Annotated in this window: 20 protein-coding genes; 15 read left to right on the top strand and 5 right to left on the bottom strand. The window is 67.1% G+C overall.

Annotation, left to right across the window (positions count from 1 at the left end; all coding sequences use genetic code 11):
• The first annotated feature begins 55 nt into the window (after nucleotides 1–55).
• From WBN46_RS02155 to WBN46_RS02110, 10 genes are all read left to right on the top strand, one after another.
• Entirely contained in the window at nucleotides 56–1,051 is a 996-nt protein-coding gene (locus tag WBN46_RS02155) for a beta-ketoacyl-ACP synthase III (protein WP_337730125.1), read from the top strand.
• Nucleotides 1,052–1,217: 166 nt separating this feature from the next.
• Nucleotides 1,218–2,162, top strand: a complete 945-nt coding sequence (fabD, locus tag WBN46_RS02150) for an ACP S-malonyltransferase (RefSeq protein WP_337730124.1) — start codon at nucleotides 1,218–1,220, stop codon at nucleotides 2,160–2,162.
• A 72-nt stretch (nucleotides 2,163–2,234) separates the two neighbouring features.
• On the top strand, nucleotides 2,235–2,978 hold the full coding sequence (fabG, locus tag WBN46_RS02145) for a 3-oxoacyl-ACP reductase FabG (RefSeq protein WP_337730123.1): 744 nt from the start codon (nucleotides 2,235–2,237) through the stop codon (nucleotides 2,976–2,978).
• 143 nt (nucleotides 2,979–3,121) lie between these two features.
• Nucleotides 3,122–3,361: an acyl carrier protein gene (acpP, locus tag WBN46_RS02140; RefSeq protein ID WP_014161144.1), complete on the top strand. Its 240-nt coding sequence runs from the start codon at nucleotides 3,122–3,124 to the stop codon at nucleotides 3,359–3,361.
• A 110-nt stretch (nucleotides 3,362–3,471) separates the two neighbouring features.
• Nucleotides 3,472–4,713 (top strand): beta-ketoacyl-ACP synthase II, encoded by a 1,242-nt coding sequence (gene fabF / locus WBN46_RS02135; RefSeq protein ID WP_337730122.1) that lies wholly within the window; start codon nucleotides 3,472–3,474, stop codon nucleotides 4,711–4,713.
• Nucleotides 4,714–4,858: 145 nt separating this feature from the next.
• Nucleotides 4,859–6,220: an aminodeoxychorismate synthase component I gene (locus WBN46_RS02130; protein WP_337730121.1), complete on the top strand. Its 1,362-nt coding sequence runs from the start codon at nucleotides 4,859–4,861 to the stop codon at nucleotides 6,218–6,220.
• A 125-nt stretch (nucleotides 6,221–6,345) separates the two neighbouring features.
• On the top strand, nucleotides 6,346–7,413 hold the full coding sequence (gene mltG, locus WBN46_RS02125) for an endolytic transglycosylase MltG (RefSeq protein ID WP_337730120.1): 1,068 nt from the start codon (nucleotides 6,346–6,348) through the stop codon (nucleotides 7,411–7,413).
• Entirely contained in the window at nucleotides 7,410–8,072 is a 663-nt protein-coding gene (gene tmk, locus WBN46_RS02120; protein ID WP_192200774.1) for a dTMP kinase, read from the top strand. The genes mltG and tmk overlap by 4 nt, the downstream gene beginning before the upstream one ends.
• A gap of 2 nt (nucleotides 8,073–8,074) precedes the next feature.
• Complete coding sequence (locus WBN46_RS02115; protein ID WP_337730862.1) at nucleotides 8,075–9,052, top strand: DNA polymerase III subunit delta'; 978 nt, start codon at nucleotides 8,075–8,077, stop codon at nucleotides 9,050–9,052.
• 22 nt (nucleotides 9,053–9,074) lie between these two features.
• On the top strand, nucleotides 9,075–9,428 hold the full coding sequence (locus WBN46_RS02110) for a PilZ domain-containing protein (protein ID WP_277729389.1): 354 nt from the start codon (nucleotides 9,075–9,077) through the stop codon (nucleotides 9,426–9,428).
• A gap of 70 nt (nucleotides 9,429–9,498) precedes the next feature.
• Here WBN46_RS02110 and WBN46_RS02105 read toward each other — a convergent pair whose 3' ends face one another.
• Together WBN46_RS02105 and WBN46_RS02100 are read right to left on the bottom strand one after the other, a co-directional pair.
• Entirely contained in the window at nucleotides 9,499–10,503 is a 1,005-nt protein-coding gene (locus tag WBN46_RS02105; RefSeq protein WP_337730119.1) for a DNA topoisomerase IB, read from the bottom strand.
• Nucleotides 10,504–10,509: 6 nt separating this feature from the next.
• Nucleotides 10,510–10,800, bottom strand: a complete 291-nt coding sequence (locus WBN46_RS02100) for a hypothetical protein (protein ID WP_337730118.1) — start codon at nucleotides 10,798–10,800, stop codon at nucleotides 10,510–10,512.
• 307 nt (nucleotides 10,801–11,107) lie between these two features.
• On the opposite strand from WBN46_RS02100, the gene WBN46_RS02095 reads away from it, so the two are divergent.
• The 3 genes from WBN46_RS02095 (at nucleotide 11,108) to WBN46_RS02085 (ending at nucleotide 12,781) form a co-directional block, all read left to right on the top strand.
• On the top strand, nucleotides 11,108–11,764 hold the full coding sequence (locus tag WBN46_RS02095) for a hypothetical protein (RefSeq protein WP_337730117.1): 657 nt from the start codon (nucleotides 11,108–11,110) through the stop codon (nucleotides 11,762–11,764).
• Between the two features lie 145 nt (nucleotides 11,765–11,909).
• Nucleotides 11,910–12,131: a polyprenyl synthetase gene (locus WBN46_RS02090; RefSeq protein WP_277729408.1), complete on the top strand. Its 222-nt coding sequence runs from the start codon at nucleotides 11,910–11,912 to the stop codon at nucleotides 12,129–12,131.
• Between the two features lie 188 nt (nucleotides 12,132–12,319).
• Complete coding sequence (locus WBN46_RS02085) at nucleotides 12,320–12,781, top strand: hypothetical protein (protein ID WP_337730116.1); 462 nt, start codon at nucleotides 12,320–12,322, stop codon at nucleotides 12,779–12,781.
• 158 nt (nucleotides 12,782–12,939) lie between these two features.
• Here the strand turns inward: WBN46_RS02085 and WBN46_RS02080 are convergent, their stop codons facing one another.
• Nucleotides 12,940–13,539 carry a hypothetical protein gene (locus WBN46_RS02080; RefSeq protein ID WP_337730115.1) on the bottom strand — a complete coding sequence of 200 codons (600 nt, stop codon included), beginning with the start codon at nucleotides 13,537–13,539 and terminating at the stop codon, nucleotides 12,940–12,942.
• 224 nt (nucleotides 13,540–13,763) lie between these two features.
• A complete protein-coding gene (locus tag WBN46_RS02075) occupies nucleotides 13,764–14,687 on the bottom strand; it encodes a LysR substrate-binding domain-containing protein (RefSeq protein WP_337730114.1) in 924 nt (307 codons plus the stop codon).
• A 135-nt stretch (nucleotides 14,688–14,822) separates the two neighbouring features.
• Between WBN46_RS02075 and WBN46_RS02070 the strand changes: the two genes are divergently transcribed.
• A complete protein-coding gene (locus WBN46_RS02070; protein ID WP_337730113.1) occupies nucleotides 14,823–15,215 on the top strand; it encodes a RidA family protein in 393 nt (130 codons plus the stop codon).
• A 143-nt stretch (nucleotides 15,216–15,358) separates the two neighbouring features.
• Here the strand turns inward: WBN46_RS02070 and WBN46_RS02065 are convergent, their stop codons facing one another.
• Nucleotides 15,359–16,012 carry a hydrolase gene (locus WBN46_RS02065; RefSeq protein WP_337730112.1) on the bottom strand — a complete coding sequence of 218 codons (654 nt, stop codon included), beginning with the start codon at nucleotides 16,010–16,012 and terminating at the stop codon, nucleotides 15,359–15,361.
• Between the two features lie 164 nt (nucleotides 16,013–16,176).
• On the opposite strand from WBN46_RS02065, the gene WBN46_RS02060 reads away from it, so the two are divergent.
• The gene (locus tag WBN46_RS02060; protein ID WP_337730111.1) at nucleotides 16,177–17,094 is read left to right on the top strand and encodes a LysR family transcriptional regulator; all 918 of its coding nucleotides are present in this window, start codon (nucleotides 16,177–16,179) and stop codon (nucleotides 17,092–17,094) included.
• Nucleotides 17,095–17,217: the final 123 nt, after the last annotated feature.

Raw genomic sequence — 17,217 nt, 5'->3', positions numbered from 1 at the left:
TCCGCATGATCAATGACAATCAGGGCCCTTCGTGGGGCTGGCAACGGGAGTGTGCATGAGCGAGCCGGGTAACAAGGGGCGCATTTATGCGCGCATCGCCGGTACGGGCAGCTATCTGCCCGAGAAGGTGCTGACCAACGAAGACCTGTCGAAGCTGGTGGATACCAGCGACGAATGGATCCAGTCCCGCACCGGCATCCGTGAGCGCCATATCGCCGCCGAAGGCGAGACCGCGGGCGACCTGGGCTACCAGGCGGCGCTCCGCGCCCTCGAGGCGGCCGGCGTCGATGTCTCCGAGATCGACCTGATCGTGGTGGGCACCACCACGCCCGACCTGATCTTTCCCTCGACCGCCTGCCTGATCCAGGCCCGGCTGGGTATCGCAGGCTGCGCGGCGCTGGACGTCAATGCGGCCTGCTCGGGGTTCATCTACGCGCTCAGCGTGGCCGACAAGTTCATCCGCTGCGGTGATGCCAAGACGGCACTGGTCATCGGTACCGAGACCCTCAGTCGCATCGTCGACTGGACCGAGCGCACCACCTGCGTGCTGTTCGGCGACGGTGCCGGCGCGGCGGTGCTGAAGGCCGATGGCGAGACCGGCATCCTCAGCACCCATCTGCATGCCGATGGCAGCAAGAAGGAACTGCTCTGGAATCCGGTCGGCGTGTCGGCCGGTTTCAAGCCGGATGAGCCGAACAACGGCATCCGCATCCACATGAAGGGCAATGACGTCTTCAAGTACGCCGTCAAGGCGCTGGATGGCGTGGTGGATGAAACGCTTGAAGCCAACGGACTGGACAAGCACGACCTGGACTGGCTGATCCCGCACCAGGCGAACCTGCGCATCATCGAAGCCACCGCCAAGCGGCTGGACATGTCGATGGATCAGGTCATCGTGACCGTCGACAAGCATGGCAACACGTCGTCGGGCTCTGTGCCGCTGGCGCTGGATACTGCCGTGCGTTCGGGTCGCGTGGAACGCGGGCAGCTGCTGCTGCTGGAAGCGTTCGGTGGAGGCTTCACCTGGGGTTCCGTGCTGCTGCGCTACTGACGCCTGCGGCAACAGGACGCACGAAAAGGCGACGCCGTTAAGCGTCGCCTTTTCCATTTCCGGCGTGCATGCGCGAAGGGTGTGCGTGCCACGCATACGCCCCGGTACAGACAATCCGGCGTCTTCACCCGTATCATCGCCGCCTGTTTTCACTCAGGGTGTCCTGGTGACTTCCACGCAACTCGCTTTCGTCTTCCCGGGCCAGGGCTCGCAGTCGGTCGGCATGCTGGCCGAGTTGTCCGAATTGCATCCGGTAGTGCGCGAGACGTTCGCCGAAGCGTCCGATGGTGCGGGTGTCGACCTGTGGGCGCTGTCGCAAGGCGGCCCTGAAGAGATGCTCAACCGCACCGAGTACACGCAGCCGGCATTGCTTGCAGCGGGCATCGCGGTATGGCGTGCCTGGCAGCAACAGGGTGGCGTGCAGCCGTCCCAGCTCGCCGGGCACAGTCTGGGCGAATACACCGCGCTCGTCGCGGCAGGCGCGTTGTCGTTGAAGGATGGCGCCCACCTCGTGCGCCTGCGCGGCCAACTGATGCAGGAAGCGGCTCCGCAGGGCGTCGGCGCGATGGCCGCCGTGCTGGGCGCCGAGGATGCCCTGGTGGCCGAGGTCTGCACGCAGGCGTCCGACAGCAAGGTCGTCGTGCCCGCCAATTACAACTCGCCCGGCCAGATCGTGATCGGCGGCGACGCCGAGGCGGTCGATCGTGCAATCGCGTTGCTCACCGAGCGTGGCATCCGCAAGGTGGTGAAGCTCGCGGTCAGCGTGCCTTCGCACACGCCACTGATGCGCGAAGCGGCCAATCGCCTCGCGGAGGTGATGGCAGGGCTCGACTGGCACACGCCGTCGTTGCCGGTGGTGCAGAACGTGGATGCACACGTGCACGCCGGGGCGGACGCCATCCGCGATGCACTGGTTCGCCAGTTGTACCTGCCCGTGCGCTGGACCGAGTGCGTCCAGGCGCTGGCGTCGAATGGCGCCACGCGCATTGCGGAGTGTGGTCCCGGCAAGGTGCTCGCGGGGCTGGTGAAGCGCATCGACAAGGGCCTGGACGCGCGCGCCATCGGTGGTGTGGGCGACTTCCAGGGTGCGCTTGCCGATTGGCAGGCGTGACGCCCGCGCGGCTCCCTTCCCTTATCCTGACCTCCCGCGCTCGCGCGGAACCGTTCCGAGGACATCATCATCATGAGCAAGCCCCTGCAGGGTGAAATCGCGCTGGTCACCGGCGCCAGCCGCGGCATCGGCGCCGCGATCGCCGACGCTTTGGCTGCCCAGGGCGCCACCGTCATCGGCACCGCGACCACCGCCGCCGGGGCGCAGGCCATCGGCGAGCGGATGGCCGCATCCGGTGGTCACGGCCGCGAACTCAACGTCACCGATGGCGCGGCAGTCGAAGCCCTGATCGATGCCGTCGCCAAGGAGTTCGGTCCGGTGTCCATCCTGGTCAACAACGCCGGCATCACCCGAGACAACCTGCTGATGCGGATGAAAGACGAGGACTGGCAGGCCATCCTCGACACCAACCTCACCAGTGTCTATCGCACGTCCAAGGCAGTCATGCGCGGCATGATGAAGGCACGCAAGGGCCGCATCATCAACATCGCCTCGGTGATCGGCGTCACCGGCAATGCAGGGCAGGCGAACTATGCCGCCGCCAAGGCCGGCATCATCGCGTTCTCCAAGTCGCTGGCGAAGGAAATCGGCAGCCGCGGTGTCACCGTCAACGTGGTCGCTCCCGGTTTCATCGCCACCGACATGACCAAGGACCTGCCCGAAGAGACCAAGAAGGCGCTCGGTGAGCAGATCGCACTCGGTCGCCTGGGCGAGCCGGCCGACATCGCGAATGCGGTCGCCTTCCTCGCGGGTCCAGCGGCCGGCTACATCACCGGCGAGACCCTGCACGTCAACGGCGGCATGTACATGCCGTAAAGAATTAGCTGTAAGTGGTTGATTCGGTGGCGATTGGCGATACCTGCCCGCCGTCGCCGGTTTCCACTACACTATCCCCGGTTTGCCCTCGCCCCGCGTCGGCAGAATCCAACACGTCACCCATCTCCGTCTGGAGCGAATCCATGAGCAGCATCGAAGAACGCGTCAAGAAAATCGTCGTCGAACAACTCGGCGTGAAGGAAGAGGAAGTCACCACCAGTGCATCGTTCGTCGATGACCTGGGCGCCGACTCGCTGGACACCGTTGAACTGGTGATGGCGCTGGAAGAAGAGTTCGAATGCGAAATTCCGGACGAGGAAGCCGAGAAGATCACTTCGGTGCAGCAGGCCATCGATTACGTCAAGGCGCACGTCAAGGCGTAAGTCCCGCACCTGCAGCAAACCGTGTCGGGGCCGCGCATGCGGCCCCGCGCGTATCCGGCCCCCATGCGCCCGCGTAGGGCGCGGCCGCCAAGATCCATGAGGAATCCGATATGAGCCAGCGTCGTCGCGTCGTCATCACCGGCATGGGCCTGGTGTCCCCCCTGGGCAATGACATGGCCAGCAGCTGGGACGGCATCGTCAACGGGCGGTCGGGCCTGGGTCCGATCACCACCTTCGACACCGAGGGCTACAGCACCAAGATCGCGGGCGAGATCCGCGGTTTCGACCCCACCGCCTTCGTGCCGCCGAAGGACGTGAAGAAGATGGACTCGTTCATCCACTACGGACTGGCCGCGTCGCTGATGGCGATGGACGACTCCGGACTGGAAGTGACCGAAGCCAATGCCGAGCGCATCGGCGCCATCATCGGTGCAGGCATCGGCGGCATCCTCGGCATCGAGGAGACCGCGGTGAAGCTGCACGAAGGCGGCCCGCGCAAGATTTCCCCGTTCTACATCCCAAGCACCATCATCAACATGCTGCCGGGCCACCTGAGCATCATGAAGGGGCTGAAAGGGCCCGGCTATTCGGCGGTATCCGCCTGCGCCACCTCGAACCACTCGATCGGCATCGCCATGCGCAGCATCCAGTACGGCGACGCCGACGTGATGATCGCCGGCGGCGCCGAACGCGGCTCGTCGCCGACGTCGGTGGGCGGGTTCTGCGCGATGAAGGCCATGTCCACCCGCAACGACGATCCTGCCCGCGCCTCGCGTCCGTGGGACAAGGATCGCGATGGCTTCGTGCTGGGCGACGGTGCCGGCATCCTCGTGTTGGAGGAGTACGAACACGCGAAGGCGCGTGGCGCACGCATCTACTGCGAGCTGGCCGGTTTCGGCGCCTCGCAGGACGCCTACCACATGACCGCGCCCAGCGAGAACGGCGAGGGCCCATCACGCTGCATGCGGTCCGCACTGAAGGACGCCGGCCTGAATCCGGAGCAGGTGGAATACCTCAACGCGCACGGCACCTCCACGCCGCTGGGCGACCTGGCCGAAACGCTGGCGATGAAGCGCGCGCTGGGCGACCACGCGTACAAGATCATGGTCAGTTCCACCAAGTCGATGACCGGCCACCTGCTGGGCGCGGCCGGCGGCGCGGAAGCCATCTTCTCCGTGCTGGCCATCCACCACGGCATCATCCCGCCGACCATCAACCTGGACGAGCCGGGCGAAGGCTGCGATCTCGACTACGTGCCGCACACGGCGCGCGAGAAGAAGATCGATGTGGCGGTGTCGAATGGCTTCGGCTTCGGCGGCACCAACGGCACGCTGGTGTTCAAGCGGATCTGATCCTGTTCCGTCCTTCTCCCTCCGGGAGAAGGTGGCGCGCAGCGCCGGATGAGGGTGCGGCGGAATCATCGACCCCTGAATCATTGCATCTTCTCCGCACCCTCTCCCCAACCCTTCTCCCGGCGGGAGAGGGGCCAGGAACGACATGATCGAGACCCGCGCGCTTCCTTCAGACACCGACCTGCTGGCCCTGCATCGCCAGGATCCGCAGCGCTATCCCGTGCTGCTGGAATCCGTCGCGTCCGGCACCGCGCAGGGACGCTGGGATTTCCTGCTGGTGGCCGATGGCACGGGGCTTCGCCTGGGGGCCGATGGCGTGACCCGCGACCTTCGAGGCAACGCGGAAGCCGGCGATTTCCTCGCCGTGCTCGATCGCCACTGGCAGGCGCAGCGCGTTCCCCGTGAAGAACCACGCTGGCCGTTCCGTGGTGGCTGGGCGCTGCTGCTGGCGTACGAGCTGGCCCAGCAGGTGGAGCCTGTCCTGCATCTGCCCCACGCGCCGGCGACGCAGCCGGTCGCGCTCGCCCTGCGCTGTCCTGCCGCCGTGCTGCGCGACCGCAGTACCGGTGATTGCGTGGTGGTGGCCGAAGCAGGACAGGGCGGACTGATCGCCCGCACGGTGGACGATGCCGCCATTGCGGCGCGACAGCCCGCGCTACCTGCTTGGGTACCTCCCGCACGCATCGACGAAGATGCGCCGCGCCGCTTCACCGACGGCGTGGACCGCATCCTCGACTACCTGCGTGCGGGCGACATCTTCCAGGTCAACCTGTCGCGGGCCTGGCGCGCGCATTTCGATACACCGCTCGATCCCGCCACGCTGTACGCGCGGCTGCGCACCGCCAATCCCGCGCCGTTCGCCGGCCTGTTCAGCACGTCGGAATGGACCGTGGTGAGCTCATCCCCCGAACGCTTGGTGTCGGTGCGTGGCGACGTGGTCGAAACCCGGCCCATCGCCGGCACGCGTCCGCGCTTCGAAGGCGATGACGATGCCGCGCGCATCCGCGAACTGGTGGGCCACCCGAAGGAGCGCGCCGAGCACGTCATGCTCATCGACCTGGAACGCAACGACCTGGGCCGCGTGTGCACGCCCGGCAGCGTGCAGGTGGACGAGCTGATGACGGTGGAAAGCTATGCCCACGTGCACCACATCGTCAGCAACGTGCGCGGTCACCTGCGTGACGATGCCACGCCCGGTGATGTCATCCGCGCCACCTTTCCCGGCGGCACCATCACCGGCTGCCCCAAGGTGCGCTGCATGCAGATCATCGCCGAACTCGAGCAGACGCCGCGTGGCGCCTACACCGGCGCGTTCGGCTGGCTGAACCGCGATGGCGATCTCGACCTGAACATCCTGATCCGCAGCGCCGAGATCGTGGCCGACGGACAGGGCAGCGTGGCCCGCTTCCGTACCGGGGCCGGCATCGTCGCCGACTCGATTCCGGACAGGGAACTGGATGAAACCCGCGCCAAGGCCCGAGGCGTACTGAAGGCGCTGGAAGGCTGATTGCTGTTGCCTTCTCCCCATATATGGGGAGGAGGGGGGCGCCGCTGCGGCTGATCAGGCCGCGCCTACAGCCTGAGACGGCGACCGGGTATCCTGCACGGCCTGCTTCAAGCACCGAGGACTACGTGGCGTCAGCTCTCAAGCGCGGTTGCCGCTTCATCGTCATCACCTTCCTCCTGTTGCTGGCCCTGGCGGCCGGCGCGGCGTTCTGGCTGTGGCAGGGCCACCGCGGGTTCGCCGATACCGCCATCGGTGGCGTCAGCGCGGAGGCCACCGTGGAGGTCGCCAGTGGCGATGCCTTTCCCACCGTGCTGCGCAAGCTGCGCGCGCAGGGTGTGTCGCATGGCAGCGACCTGCAATGGCGGCTGCTGGCCCGCGAGACCAATACCGCCAGCCAGCTGAAGGTCGGCGAGTACGCGCTGTCCCCGGAACTCACCCCGCGCGAGCTGCTGCAGCGCATGCGCGAGGGCCGCACGCTGCAGTACCGCTTCACCCTCGTCGAGGGCTGGAACATCCGCCAGGTGCGCGCCGCGCTGCGCAACGCCACGCCCCTGCAGCAGAAGACCGCGCAGATGAGCGATGCCGAACTGATGGCCGCGCTGGGCCATCCCGGGCAGCACCCCGAAGGCCGCTTCCTGCCCGAAACCTACGTCTACACGCGCAGCGAATCCGACCTCGACGTGCTCAAGCGTGCCCATGCCGCGATGGAGAAAGCCGTGGTTGCCGCGTGGGAAGGCCGTGCCAACGGCATCCCGCTGCAGTCGGCCGAGGAAGCGTTGATCCTCGCCTCCATCATCGAGAAGGAAACCGGCATCGCCGAAGAACGCCCGGCCATCGCCGGCGTGTTCGCGCGCCGCCTGAAGATCGGCATGCCGCTGCAGACCGATCCCACCGTCATCTACGGCATCGGCAGCAGTTACGACGGCAACATCCGGCGCCGCGACCTGACCACCGACACGCCGTACAACACGTATACCCGCAAGGGCCTGACGCCCACCCCGATCGCCATGCCGGGCATGGACGCGTTGAAGGCGGCGGTAAATCCCGCCGATGGCGACGCGCTGTACTTCGTCGCAGTCGGCGACGGCAGCGGACGGCACATCTTCTCCGCCACCCTGGCCGAACACAACGCCGCCGTGGCGCGCTACCTGGTGACGCGCCGCGAGACGCTGCGCAAGGCGGAAGCCCCGTGAGCGAAGCCGTGCTGTCGCAGCCACGCCTGATCACGCTCGAGGGCGGCGAGGGTGCCGGCAAGACCAGTGCGATCGCGGCCATCCGCGACCGTCTGCAGGCCGCCGGCCACGACGTCGTGCAGACGCGCGAACCCGGCGGTACACCGCTGGCCGAGCGCATCCGCGAGTTGCTGCTCAATCCGCAGGACGAAGCACTGGCGGCGGAAACCGAATTGCTCCTGATGTTCGCCGCGCGCGCGCAGCATGTGCGCGACGTCGTGCGTCCGGCGTTGCGGCGTGGCGCATTCGTCGTCAGCGATCGCTTCACCGATTCCAGTTATGCCTACCAGGGCGCGGGACGCGGATTGGACCCCGAGTGGATCGCCGCGCTGGAGCGTCGTGCGGTGGGCCTGAAGCCCGGCCTGACGCTGCTGCTGGACCTGGACGTGCGCGAAGGCCGCGCACGCACGGCGGGGCGCGACCTGTGGCCGGACCGCATCGAGAGCGAGCAGGACGATTTCTTCGAGCGTGTACGTGCAGGCTTCCGCGCGCGTGCGGCTGCCGAGCCGCAACGCTTCCGGGTGATCGATGCCGCGCAGCCGCCGGCCGGCGTGGGTGCCGCCGTCGATGACGCCATCGGCGCCTACCTGCGCACCCTGACGGACAGCGACCTGGCATGAGCATGAGCACCGTGTTCTCGCCTTGGCAGCAGCGCGCCTATGACCACGCCGTCGCGGCGCTGGACGCCGGTCGTCTCGGCCACGGGCTGCTGGTCTGCGGCCCCGCCGGGCTGGGCAAGCGGGCGGTGCTGGATCGGCTGGCCCGCCGCGTGCTGGCGCAGCAGCGCGACGCGCACGGCGAACCCGCCCCCGGCGACCGCAGCACGCGCCTGATCGACGCAGGCACGCACCCCGACCTGCAGGTCATCTCGTTCGTCGCCACCAAGGATGGCAGCAAGCTGCGCACCGAGATCGTGATCGACCAGATCCGCGAGGTGTCGCAGAAGCTGGCGCTGACGCCGCAGTACGGCGGCGCGCAGGTGGCCCTGATCGACCCGGCCGACGCGATCAACCGTTCAGCCTGCAACGCCTTGTTGAAGACGCTGGAAGAGCCCGCGCCGGGACGCTACCTGTGGCTGGTCAGTGCGCAGCCCGCGCGTTTGCCGGCGACCATCCGCAGCCGTTGCCAGCGCATCGAGTTCCGCCTGCCACCGCGTGAAGAAGCCCTGGTCTGGCTGCAGGCGCAGGGCCACGCGGCGGCCGAGGCCGCGCGTGCGCTGGATGCCGCGCGTGGCCACCCCGGTCTGGCGGACGACTGGTTGCGCCACGACGGGCTGGCCTTGCGCGAGGCGGTGGCCCGCGACCTGCAGCGGCTGGAGAAAGGCGAGATCGGCGTGGTGGAAACCGCGCAGCGCTGGGCCAACGACGAACTGGCCGATGCGCGGCTGCGGCACGCGGCCGACCTCGCGCTGGAACAGGCCGGCACTGTCGGCTTGACCGATCCGGCCCGATTGAACAAGCTGGCCACCTGGTTCGATGCCGCCAACCGCACCCGCGATCTGTTGCGGACCACGGTACGTGGCGATCTGGCCATGGTGGAACTGCTGCTGGCCTGGGCCGGCAGCGACCGCGGTCGCGCTGTCGGTGCGCGGCGCGGATGACCGACACGCACGGAGACGGGGAATGAATGCAGCAGGTGGACGGCAGGGCATCCTGTCGCTGGCAGTGAAAGACAAGGCCGCGCTGTACAACGCCTACATGCCGTTCGTGAAAGGCGGCGGCATCTTCGTGCCCACGCCGAAACGCTACTTCCTCGGCGACGAGGTCTTCCTGCTGCTTACCCTGCCCGAATCCAGCGACCGCCTGCCGGTGGCCGGCAAGGTGGTATGGGTGACGCCCATCGGCGCGCAGGGCAACCGTGCTGCCGGCATCGGCGTGCAGTTCGCCGAGAACAGTGAAGGCGAAGCCATCAAGAACCGCATCGAAACGATGCTGGCGGGCAGCCTCGGCGGCGAGAAGCCGACCCACACGATGTAAGCCGGATCGCAGTGGCAGCTCGAACACCCCCAGGGGTTCCCCGGGTGCAGGGCGCCATGCCCCGATCCCCTCAGGAAGCGCCGCGCTGCACGCGGCGGAGATAGCGGATCGTGGCGGTCTCCCACTGCCGCGCACCACTCGCACCCACGGCGGCGCGCTGCAGGCGGCCGTCTTCCCACCCGCTGAATACACGCGGGTCCACGTAGTTCTTCTCGCAGATGCGCGGCGTATTGCCCAGCAGGTCGGCGGCCCCACGCAGCACGGCCAGCCGCACCTGCGCGCGGGCCGATGCATCCTCCTTCGCCGGCGCTGGCAGTGCCGCCAGGGCGCGGAAGGCGAACAACGTGGCGCCCAGCGTGCGGAAATCCTTCGCGGTGTACGGGCCATGCAGGTGCGTCTGCAGATAGTCGTTGACGTCGCCCGAGGTGATGCGCTGCACGCGGCCATGCTCGCGATACTGGAACAGCGCCTGTCCCGGCAGTTGCCGGCACTGGCGCACCAGCCGCACCAGGCGCGCATCGCTGACGCGGGATGCCAGCGCCTTGCCGCCCTTGCCGCGGAAGGCGAAGCGCACTTCGCCCCCGGCGATGAAGTGCGCGTGCACGTTGCGCAGGGTGGTAAGGCCGTACGAACCGTTCTCCTTCGCGTAGCTCGCGTTGCCCACCCGCAGCAGGGTATGGCCGAGCAGGGCGACGACCAGCGCCACCACTTTTTCGCGCGGGAAGCCCGGCAGGGCGAGATCGGCGCGCACCTGCCGGCGCAGGCGTGGGAGGGCTTCGGCGAATGCGATCAAGCGGTCGTACTTGCGTGCCCCGCGCTCGGCCTGCCACGCGCGGTGGTAGCGGTACTGCTTGCGCCCGCGCGCGTCGCGCCCGGTGGCCTGCAGGTGGCCGCGTGCATCGGCGCAGATCCATACATCGGTATAGGCGGGGGGAATGGCCAACTGGTGGATACGCGCAAGCGTGGCGGGATCGCGAACCGCGCGGCCGCGCGCATCCAGGTACGTGAAGCCACGTCCGCGGCGGCGCCTGCGCAGGCCGGGCATCGCATCCGTGGTGTAGTGCAGGCCGCCCATCGCGCCTCAGAAGTCGTCGACGTACTCGAGCACCAGGCCGTACTGCGCGGCGACATCGTCGGCAGCGTCGCGCACGGCATCGGCGTGCGAAGAACCTGCTTCGACCTCCAGCGCATGCACGTCGCTGCCGCCGATGTCGTCGGTGAGGCCGGCGGAACTGGAGTCGTCGTCGTCCATGTGCGGCATCAGGTCCGCCAGTTCCTCCGCGCGTTCCACGCCGTCCAGTCCGTGCAACGCCGTCACCAGCGCATCGAAGCCGGTGCGCGGACCGGTGGCCCGCAGTCTGATCATGGTCATGGGGTTCCTCTGCGCCATGCGCATTCGTGGTTCCCCCGACCATAGGGCGGCTCCGGTCACGCCTTCGTGAAGTTCATCCGGGTATCGGTGGAGTGGCGTTCAGCACGTCCTTCTCGCGACAGGGCCATGGCAGGTCTCATGCCCGCTACACGATGACTGCAGATGGACCACGCTTTCCTTTTCCCCGTGCGGCGGGGAGAAGGTGGCCGAAGGCCGGATGAGGGGCGAGCGCAGCCCCCCACCGCAACGTCTTCACGCCGCGCTACCATCCGCCCCGGGGCTGTCGGAGTCCCGCAGGGAGCAGGGAATGAAGGAATCACGCGCAAGCCAGCCGTCGCGCTCATGGACTGTGCTGTTGTTGATGTTGGTGGTGTGCGTGCCATTGCTGGCGCAGGCGCAGACGTTGTCGGGCCTGCGGGTATTGCCGCATGAAGGTCCGGACTCTTCGTTCTCCGGGTGGCAGAGCGAAGGTGCGGTGCCGGCGGCGTTGACGGTGCCGCTGGACCTGGGCGACGAGGTGTACGGCGCGACATTGCAGGTGCAGCCGGCGAAGGCGGGCGAAACGTACCGGGTGCGAGTGCAGTACGAAACCAGCCTGGGCCTGAGTGCGGAAGGCCCGCACCTGGATCTCACGGACTGGAAGCACTGTGTATCGGACTGGGAGGCGGCGGACGCGCTCGATGCGGTGTCGTTCGTGTTGCCGACGCCGTCAGCGGAACAGCACGCGTGCTTCCCGAAGTACACGCGTGGGGAACTTGAGCAGGCGGTGCGTGCGTACGCGGTGGCGCAGGGCGATCCGGCGATGGCCGATGACTGGATTCCCCGCATCGGGGAAGGAGACGCGCTGGGCACGGTGGTGCCGTTCGTGGCGATCAGTGCGGTGCGCGTGAGGGTGGAAGTGCTGCGGAAGGGGAAATGGGTCGAGGTGACGACGGTGGCGTTCTTGCCGCCGATGGGATGTTGAGGGAGTGTGTCGATTGTGGGTGAGCTCGCGAACGCCGACATCGGAATATCGGAAAGCCAGCGGTGTCGGGCTTCACTTCGTTCACCCCGACCTGTCGCGGGCTGCTGGTGCACAATGCGGCACCTTTATTTGATCTGGACGCATCATGGATATCGAAGCCCTTCTGAGTGCCGCTCTGCGCGAGGCGGGTTACGGGCAGGACGCCATCGGCTCGGCGATGCCGAGGATCCTGCGCATCCTGGAGGCCGAGGACGTACGCATCGAGATGGGGCGCAACCTGTCGCGCAAAGAGCGCGAATACGTGCGCCTGCAGCTCGAACTGGGACTGAGCGTGCGGGAAGTCGTTGCCGGCCTGAAGAACAGATGAGCGGCAACCGTAGGATGGGTTGAGCCGAAGGCGATACCCATCGATACGACAGCATGGCAGAGATTGAAGTTTGCGTTGCGCTGCTTCTGTCGCCGTCACAACTCGCTGTTGTCGGTCCCTGCACGCGATGGGTATCGCCTTCGGCTCAACCCATCCTACGCGCTAGCCCAATCCCGTTGTGAGCATCCATGCAGAGATATTCGCGCGCAACAGATGTCATTGCCGCCTTTGGAATAGGCGCCGCCATCCTCGCGGCGACGGCCGTTATGGGAGATCCCATCTATGCGGGCGTCTGGTACTACGTCCTCGCCTGGGCGGTCCTGATAGGCGCGGTGCAGAGTGCGCGCGTGCCGCCCCTGTTTTCTGCCGGTGCATCGTCGGCATTGGGCGTGTCTGTCCTCCTTTACTGGGCATGGCAAGCATCCCTGCCGCAGCCGGAAGGACTTCTTGGGCTCGGCCACCTGTTCTCCCTGCCTGGCTTGGCTGTTGGCGCGGTCATTGCAGCCGTCGTCATCCGGCGCCGCCAGCTGCGCCCGGCAGCCGCCTTCGGTATCGGCTTCCTTACCTGCTGCGTCGGGTTTGGCATCGCGCAGATCGCGGTGTGCCGCACGATGATGTACTGCGGCGCGCTGTCGGGCAGCGTGGGATGAGCCTGTAGATACGACGGCATGGCAGAGCCTAAAGTCTCCACTGCGTTGTTCGTGTAGCCGTCGCCGTCACAACTCGCTGTTGTGGATCCCTGCACGCGATGGGTATCGCCTTTGGCTCAACCCATCCTACGCGCGTGCTTCCATCGTAAGGGGGACCATCAATTCGGCCGGTCGCCCGGCGCATGGCGTACGACGCCGGCCTCGCTGTGATCCGTTTTACCCGCTGCATTGGAAAGCGGCATCTGCCCGAATTCTTCCTCCGTCATCCCGGAGAGTTGTATCCGGAGATCGTTCTCCACCTCGACTCTCCGCCGGTCGACCAGGGTCTGCAGCGCATCCAGAAGTTCGGAAAAATCCATGGCCTCAAGACGGCCCAGGGAGAACATCGGGACCCGTTCGCAGCCGATACGGAGGTAGCCGTCGCGATCACGCACGGCCTTTGCGGCGTAGGTGTGATCGACGCCCCCAGGGTGGGAAACCAGCGTGTCGCGCAGCCTCCTGAAGTGCCGGTGGCGCACATGAAGCAGTTCTGGGAGGCTCCCGATCACCTCGGCAGCACCCCAGGGCGCGACGCCCTTGCCGAAGCAACGGCCATAGTGAACCAGGGCCGCCGTCCACCACGCCTCGACGTCGCTGTTTGGCGCTGCATCCAGTATCCGATCCACGTACATGGCCGCGGCAACCAGGTCATCCGCAATACCACTCAGTATCTCCAGCCGACGCGCCTGATTGCCGTCCAACCGTCTGGCTTCCGACATTCCTTGCTCCTGACTCACCGTTGCAAGCAGATGACCTTACGCCTGCTATCACGGTTAAAGGATGAAATCCGGGCAACCGCACATCGGAGAATTTCAGGTAAACGCATCTGTCGGCGATGAGGTGAAGATCAAGCAGGTCGGTTCCGGTTCGGATTGCGGCTTCGGGTTCGGCGTGATGGCGAGCCATGTGCTCACTCTCAGGCCGCCGGAGCAAGGACGCCCACTCAACGCGGCGGCTGTATGGCCGGCGCATGCTGCGCCATCAGCTCCACGATCCAGTCGATGAACACGCGCAGCTTGCGGCTGACGTGCCGGCTTGGCGGGAAGGCCACGTACAGCGGCATCGGGTCGAGCTGCCAGTCCTCGAACAGTGGCACCAGTTCGCCGCGCGCGAGCGGTGCGCGCGCCATGTACTGCGGTAGCCACAACACGCCCAGGCCGGCGATGCCCGCGGCCAGATACGTATTGCCGTCATCCACCGACAGCACATGCCGGCCGTGCACGCGCAACTGCTCGTCGCCGCGCCGCATCGCATACGCCAGTGGCGTGCCGGCGCGCGAACCGCGATACCCGATGATGCGGTGGTCGCTGTCTTCCAGTGCCTGCGGATGCAGCGGCTCACCCGCATGCGCCAGATAGTCCGGCGCGGCGTACACCCCCAGCGCCAGGTCGGCGATGTGGCGCGCGCGCAGCGACGGCTCGGTGAGCTCGCCGCCGCGCACCACGCAGTCCACGTTCTCGTCGATCAGGTCCACCTTGCGGTCGCTGGCGCCCAGGTCCAACTGGATGTCCGGATACCGCGCGTGGAAGGCGGGCAGGGCCGGCACCACGACCAGGGTGGCCAAGGGCGCGGGCACGTCGACGCGCAGGCGGCCGCGCGGCGAGGCGGAGGCTGCCGACAGACTGGTCTCGGCATCGTCCAGGTCGGCCAGCAGGCGCACGACGCGCTCGTAGTAGGCGGTCCCGTCGGCGGTGGCGTTGACCCTGCGCGTGGTGCGGTGGAGCAGCTTCACGCGGAGGTGGGTCTCCAGCTGCTGCACGAGCTGGGTCACGCGCGTCCTGCTGGTCTGCAGCGTGTCGGCGGCCTGGGTGAAGCTGCCGGTTTCCACCACGCGGACGAAGGCCTGCATCGCATCGATACGGTCCATGTGGTCTCCAGAGGGCCGAACGGGATTGTTTGGATTCTACAAACAGTGATCTCCGGACCGGCGTGTTTATCGCGCGGGCGCGGCTGCCTAGAGTGATCCCACGCGCCGGAACTGCCGGCCCACAGGAGATATCCCATGAGTGCCCGTGATGCTGTTTTCCCCGCCGGTCGGCATGCGCTGTACGCCACCCACCGCTATTCTGCCGCGATCAGGTCGGATGACCTGCTGTTCGTGTCCGGTCAGGTCGGCAGCCGCGACGACGGTTCGCCCGAACCGGATTTCGAAGCCCAGGTCCGCCTGGCGTTCGCCAATCTGGAAGCGACCCTGCGTGCGGCCGGATGCGGATTCGACGATATCGTCGACGTCACCACCTTCCATACCGATCCCGCACGCCAGTTCGACACGGTCCTGGCCGTGAAGGACGAGATCTTTCCGCAAGCGCCCTATCCGGCCTGGACCGCGATCGGCGTCACCTGGCTCGCGGGCTTCGACTTCGAGATCAAGGTCATCGCGCGCATTCCGCGCTGAACATCCGCGTGGCGAAGGTCGGGCACGGCCAGGTGCTCAGGCCGCACCCGACTGGATGCGGTGTGTCGTTTCACCGGTATCTGAAAAATATGTCGCGGGCTTTTCCCGCCGCGACGATCCGGTTCCCCGTCATCCCGCGCGGGTCAGTCTGCGCTGCGCGGCACCGGCGTGTTGAGCAGTTGCTGTTCCCACAGGTACGCGATCCCGCTGCCTGCGGCATGCTGCTTGAGCACCTCCGTCAGTTCGGCGGCGTGGTCGGTCCGAGCCCAGTCGCGCTGCCATTCGGCCGCGACTGCCAGCCAGGTCATCATGTTCGCGCCCGCCGCGATCATGCGCTGGATGGCCACCTGGTGCGCCTCGACCGACACCGCGCCGGAGGCATCGGTGATGACGGTGACATCCCAGCCTTCGCCCAGTGCCTGGATCACCGGCATGGCGACGCAGATCTCGGTCCACAGGCCGGCGATGATGAGTTGCTTGCGGCCCGTCGCCTTGACCGCGTCCACCACCTTGCGGTCTTCCCAGGTGTTGATGAACGTCCGGTCGATCACCTCCTGGCCCGGAAGCACGTCGGTGATCTGCGGAAAGATGAGGCCGCCGCGTTCGGCGATGACGCTGGTCAGGATGGTGGGCACACCGAACGCCTTGGCGGATTTCGCCAGCGCGGTGGCATTGTTGACCACCATGTGCGGGTCGTGGCTGTTGAGGTTGGCGAGCTGGTACGGCTGGTGGTCGATCAGAACGAGGACCGAGTCTTCCGGACGAAGCAGCGACGCAAGACCGTTGCGAAAAGTCATGGATACATCCTGTGGTGAGGGGAAGGTGCAGAGACGGACGCAGCGGTGGGTGCATCGTCCCGGCGAAAACCTTGTCATCCCCTTGCGCGGGGCGGTAGCGCCCGTTCGTGCCAAGCTGTGTCGCGGAATCGGGAACACGGGATTCGCGACGGCTGTGGCAGGCTATGTCGCGCATCCGGGAGACCACGTTGGATATCGAAGACCTGCGGACATTCGTGGAAGTGGCCGATGCCGGCGGCGTTTCCCCCGCTGCGCGTCGGCTCGGCGTTGCCAAGTCCATCGTCAGTCGGCGGCTGGTCCGGATCGAGGCGGAACTGGGCGTGCAACTGCTTGCACGCACCACGCGCGGCGCTGCGCTCACCGATGCCGGCACCACGTTCCGCGAACACGCCGCCCGGGCCTGCGCCGAGATCGACGCGGCCCGGGAAAGCATCCTGCCCAGCGGTGACCTGCGTGGCCGCCTGCGCATTGCGGCGCCGCTGTCCTTCGGGCCGACCCACTTCGCTTCCGTGCTCGCGGAAATGGCGCGGCGCCACCCGCAGCTGCATGTGCATACCGCCTACAGCGATCGCTTCGTCGATCTGGTCGCGGAGGGGTTCGATTGCGCGATCCGCGTGGGCTATCTGCAGGATTCCACTCTGGTCGCGCGCTGCGTGGGGCCGCTGTATGGAAAGCTCGTCGCGAGCCCGGATTATCTCGAGGTGCATGGCGCCCCCGAGGTTCCGGGTGACCTCGCCGCGCATGAAGCGCTGATGCAGGGAACCGAAGCGTGGCAGTTCATGGACGGCGACGAGGTCATCACCGTGCACCCGCGCGGGCGCTTCAAGGCCGACAACGGCACCGCGCTGATTGCCGCCGCCGTCGCGGGGCTCGGCATCGCGTGGCTTCCCGATGGCCTTACCCGCGACTACGTGGCCTCCGGCGCGCTGGTGTCGGTCATGACCCGCTATCCGCCGCCGCCGGCCGGCATCTATGTCATCCGGCCGCCCGGCCAGCATCCTTCACTCAAGGTGCGGGCGCTCACCGAGTTGCTGATCGAATGTTTCGAACAGGCGCCGCACCTGGCGGATGTCGGCGGCTGAGCCGCCCCGCGGTGGTGGCGACCACATCGAGGGCAGGGCAGCGGGCCGGGTGGCACCGTTCCATGGCACAGTGCGGCGGCCTGCGCGGGCGTGGAGCATCGAAGCCGCTGCGGCATCCGCCCA

Origin of the sequence: Pseudoxanthomonas sp. CCNWLW251 (assembly GCF_037402255.1) — a bacterium.
Taxonomy (GTDB): domain Bacteria; phylum Pseudomonadota; class Gammaproteobacteria; order Xanthomonadales; family Xanthomonadaceae; genus Pseudoxanthomonas_A.
Note: the sequence above shows the minus strand (reverse complement) of the source record. Positions and strands in the feature narration are given on the sequence as shown.

Bases quoted from the DNA above. Each gene is read 5' to 3' on its own strand.
- WBN46_RS02155 (WP_337730125.1), top strand. From the start codon at position 56: ATGAGCGAGCCGGGTAACAAGGGGCGCATTTATGCGCGCATCGCCGGT.
- fabG (WP_337730123.1), top strand. From the start codon at position 2,235: ATGAGCAAGCCCCTGCAGGGTGAAATCGCGCTGGTCACCGGCGCCAGC.
- acpP (WP_014161144.1), top strand. From the start codon at position 3,122: ATGAGCAGCATCGAAGAACGCGTCAAGAAAATCGTCGTCGAACAACTC.
- fabF (WP_337730122.1), top strand. From the start codon at position 3,472: ATGAGCCAGCGTCGTCGCGTCGTCATCACCGGCATGGGCCTGGTGTCC.
- WBN46_RS02130 (WP_337730121.1), top strand. From the start codon at position 4,859: ATGATCGAGACCCGCGCGCTTCCTTCAGACACCGACCTGCTGGCCCTG.
- WBN46_RS02115 (WP_337730862.1), top strand. From the start codon at position 8,075: ATGAGCACCGTGTTCTCGCCTTGGCAGCAGCGCGCCTATGACCACGCC.
- WBN46_RS02110 (WP_277729389.1), top strand. From the start codon at position 9,075: ATGAATGCAGCAGGTGGACGGCAGGGCATCCTGTCGCTGGCAGTGAAA.
- WBN46_RS02105 (WP_337730119.1), bottom strand. From the start codon at position 10,503: ATGGGCGGCCTGCACTACACCACGGATGCGATGCCCGGCCTGCGCAGG.
- WBN46_RS02100 (WP_337730118.1), bottom strand. From the start codon at position 10,800: ATGACCATGATCAGACTGCGGGCCACCGGTCCGCGCACCGGCTTCGAT.
- WBN46_RS02095 (WP_337730117.1), top strand. From the start codon at position 11,108: ATGAAGGAATCACGCGCAAGCCAGCCGTCGCGCTCATGGACTGTGCTG.
- WBN46_RS02090 (WP_277729408.1), top strand. From the start codon at position 11,910: ATGGATATCGAAGCCCTTCTGAGTGCCGCTCTGCGCGAGGCGGGTTAC.
- WBN46_RS02085 (WP_337730116.1), top strand. From the start codon at position 12,320: ATGCAGAGATATTCGCGCGCAACAGATGTCATTGCCGCCTTTGGAATA.
- WBN46_RS02080 (WP_337730115.1), bottom strand. From the start codon at position 13,539: ATGTCGGAAGCCAGACGGTTGGACGGCAATCAGGCGCGTCGGCTGGAG.
- WBN46_RS02075 (WP_337730114.1), bottom strand. From the start codon at position 14,687: ATGGACCGTATCGATGCGATGCAGGCCTTCGTCCGCGTGGTGGAAACC.
- WBN46_RS02070 (WP_337730113.1), top strand. From the start codon at position 14,823: ATGAGTGCCCGTGATGCTGTTTTCCCCGCCGGTCGGCATGCGCTGTAC.
- WBN46_RS02065 (WP_337730112.1), bottom strand. From the start codon at position 16,012: ATGACTTTTCGCAACGGTCTTGCGTCGCTGCTTCGTCCGGAAGACTCG.
- WBN46_RS02060 (WP_337730111.1), top strand. From the start codon at position 16,177: ATGTCGCGCATCCGGGAGACCACGTTGGATATCGAAGACCTGCGGACA.